Origin of the sequence: Streptomyces sp. NPDC001093, assembly GCF_040298985.1 — a bacterium.
Lineage (GTDB): Bacteria > Actinomycetota > Actinomycetes > Streptomycetales > Streptomycetaceae > Streptomyces.
In genome coordinates this window covers 1-2,731 of sequence record NZ_JBEPBF010000275.1, presented here as the reverse complement: position 1 = coordinate 2,731, position 2,731 = coordinate 1, and the positions used below count along the sequence as shown (strand labels likewise).

The 2,731-nt window shown below is 73.8% G+C and carries 2 protein-coding genes and 1 pseudogene; 2 read left to right on the top strand and 1 reads right to left on the bottom strand.

The window, feature by feature from the left end; translation table 11 throughout:
- Nucleotides 1-111: 111 nt before the first annotated feature.
- Nucleotides 112-867 carry a methyltransferase domain-containing protein gene (locus ABT288_RS49790; protein ID WP_351623429.1) on the top strand — a complete coding sequence of 252 codons (756 nt, stop codon included), beginning with the start codon at nucleotides 112-114 and terminating at the stop codon, nucleotides 865-867.
- A 313-nt stretch (nucleotides 868-1,180) separates the two neighbouring features.
- Here the strand turns inward: ABT288_RS49790 and ABT288_RS49785 are convergent, their stop codons facing one another.
- Nucleotides 1,181-2,413, bottom strand: coding sequence for a molybdopterin-dependent oxidoreductase (locus ABT288_RS49785; RefSeq protein ID WP_351623428.1), 1,233 nt, complete (start codon nucleotides 2,411-2,413; stop codon nucleotides 1,181-1,183).
- 113 nt (nucleotides 2,414-2,526) lie between these two features.
- Here ABT288_RS49785 and ABT288_RS49780 point away from each other — a divergent pair.
- Nucleotides 2,527-2,731, top strand: a pseudogene (locus ABT288_RS49780) (hypothetical protein); the annotation flags it as partial.

The window sequence follows — 2,731 nt, the reverse complement described above, 5'->3', positions numbered from 1 at the left end:
GCCCCGGCTGCGGGACGTCGTCACGGCCGCCGACGCGCACGCCGTCGCCGCGCTGGCCCCGAGCGGCCGGTTCGCCGCCCAGCTGGCCCGCTGTACGCCGGTCACCCCGCGATGAGGGGCAGTGCCGTCGCCTGGGCGGCCGCCGACCCCTACGCGGCCGCTGTGCGCACCGGCCGCGGCCCGCTGTTCCTGCGCCGTACCGACGGCTGGCTGCTGCCGCTGGAGGTGGAGCGCTGGTGCGGCCGAGCCGATCAGGTCGACCTGGAGGTCCTGGACCGCTGCGAGGGCGCCGTCCTGGACGTCGGCTGCGGTCCCGGCCGGCTGGTGGCGGAACTCGCCGCCCGGGGCCGTACCGTGCTCGGCATCGACGTCAGCGAGGCCGCCGTCGACCACACCATCGAGCTCGGCGGGCAGGCGCTGCGGCGCTCGGTGTTCGAGTCGCTGCCCGGCGAGGGCCGCTGGGACACCGTGCTCCTCATGGACGGCAACATCGGCATCGGCGGGGAGCCGTCCGTGCTGCTGGACCGGGTCGCCGCGCTGCTGCGCCCGGGCGGCCTGCTGATCGCCGAGACCGTGCCGGGGCACGTCGACGAACGCGCCCGGGTCCAGGTGGTCGACACGGTCGGCGCCGCCAGGGCCACCGGTGCCCCGTTTCCCTGGGCACGCCTGGGCACCCCGGCCCTGCTGCGGTACGCGCGCAGGGCCGGGTGGCGGTCCGTGGCTCAGTGGTCGGCGGGCGGGCGGTGCTTCGCCGCTTTGCGCACACGCCATACCAGGAGCAGCGCCGAGCCGCCGAAGAGCACGGCGGTGATCAGCAGCCAGCGGGTGAGGAAGCCGTCCGGGGAGAGCCCGGTGGCCGACCGGTAGCGCTGGTCCACCATGCCGCTGATCAGCGGGAACCAGACCAGCAGGAGCAGGCCGGACAGCAGGGCCGGGACGCGCACGTACAGCGTCCAGCCGCGCCGTCCGGCCGCCCCCAGACCGCCGGTGACGGCCCGGTCGGCCAGCGTGTACAGCGGCAGCAGCACGAGGTCGTGCAGCAGGGCGGCGCCCACGATCCACAGCGCCACCCCGAACCAGTCACCGGCGAGCAGCCGCACCCCGGCGTACGCGGCGAGGGCGAACGAGCAGGCGAGCAGCAGCAGTTGGAAGGGACTGCCCAGGCGTACGCGACGAGGCATCACAGGTCTCCGAAGGTCAGTCGGGCCACCCACTTGGTGTTGAGCACACCGGGTGCCGCCGGGACGATGATCCGCGCCGGGTGGCCGTGGTCGGGGGACAGTTCCTCGCCGTTGACGAAGAGCGCGAGCAGAGAGCGTCCGTCGGCCACCTGGTTGGCGCGCAGGGCCGCACGCCGGAACGCTCCGTGCCGTTGCAGGGACTCCACGAGCACGTCCGGCGGATCGCCGTCGTAGCCGACGAGCGCGGCGAGGTCGCGCAGCCGTACCCCGCGCCACCACTGGTCGGCCGTCGACCAGCCCTCCACACAGGCGATGGGCAACGAGGCACTGTGCTGCGGCAGTTGGAGCAGCTGGGCCCGGCTGAGCCGGACGGTCCCGGTGCGGCCGGTGACGACGAGCCGCCAGGCGTCCTCGTGGGTGTCGGCCGTCGTGATGCCGGCGTAGGCGGCGGTCTTGTTGATCTGGAAGCCGTTCGGGCCGCCGCCGGGATCGGCGGTGCCGTGCGGGGCGAGCAGGGCCGTGCGGCGGAAGGGTCCGCCCAGGCTCTGCCCGACCGTGGTCAGGAACAGCAGCAGGGAACCGCCGCCCACCAGGCCCAGCGCGCCGCGCCGGGAGACGGTGGGCGCCGCGGGGCGCGGGGAGACCAGGTCGTTCTGTTCCTGCCGGCGCCTGCGTACGGTGCGCACCGCGGCCGGTGTCTTCAGCACCGCGTGTGCGAGGAACGCCGCGAAGAACACCCATGCCCCGTAGAAGTGCAGCGGGTAGAAGGAGCCCGGGAAGACATAGTCCAGCTGGACGTTGAGGACTCCGGTGGTGAACTCGAACAGCCCTCCCCCGACCAGCAGCACCAGGGAGATCCGCTCCAGCGCGTGCGCGAGGGAGCGGGCCGGCGGCAGGGTGAAGAGCCGCGGCACCACCGACCACAGCTTGGCCAGCAGAACGGGGACCAGGGTGATGCCGAGGGTGACGTGGACGCCTTGCGTGAGCCGGTACAGCCACACCGGGTCGGTGGGCCAGGCGAAGAGGTAGAAGCCCAGGACGCCCTTGTCGGGAGTCATGTCGTTCACCCGGGACAGGCCCGGGTTGTAGGCGGCGTACGACACCAGGCCCGTCACGAACAGCACGGTGATGCCGACGAGCAGGACGAGGCCGAGCACCGAGGTGAACCAGGGGCCGCGCAGGGGGCTGCGCCAGAAACCTGGGGAAGTGGGAAGCCGGGAATGGTCGCGCATGTCCCGACCGTAGGCCGGGGGACCACCGGAAAAGGGTCCGCGACCGGTGACGAAACGCTGACGTCCGGCCCGTACGGCGGCCGGTCGCCGCTCCCCCGGCCTAGCGTTCCGGTGTGACCCGATCCCTTCGCCGTGACCTGTACGCCGCCGGTGCCGCCGCCCTCCTCGTGACGGCGGCCGTCGTCGTCGGCCGGCACATCCAGGACACCCGCCACACCCTGTTCGTGCACTGGCCGCCGCTGTTCGCGGACTGGGACCCCCACCTCGGCCCCGGCACCCCGGCGGCCCTGGCGGTGGCGGCGGCCACCGTCGCCCACG

Excerpts from the sequence above, each read along its gene's own strand:
- ABT288_RS49790 (WP_351623429.1), top strand. The coding sequence starts at position 112 with ATGAGGGGCAGTGCCGTCGCCTGGGCGGCCGCCGACCCCTACGCGGCC.
- ABT288_RS49785 (WP_351623428.1), bottom strand. The coding sequence starts at position 2,413 with ATGCGCGACCATTCCCGGCTTCCCACTTCCCCAGGTTTCTGGCGCAGC.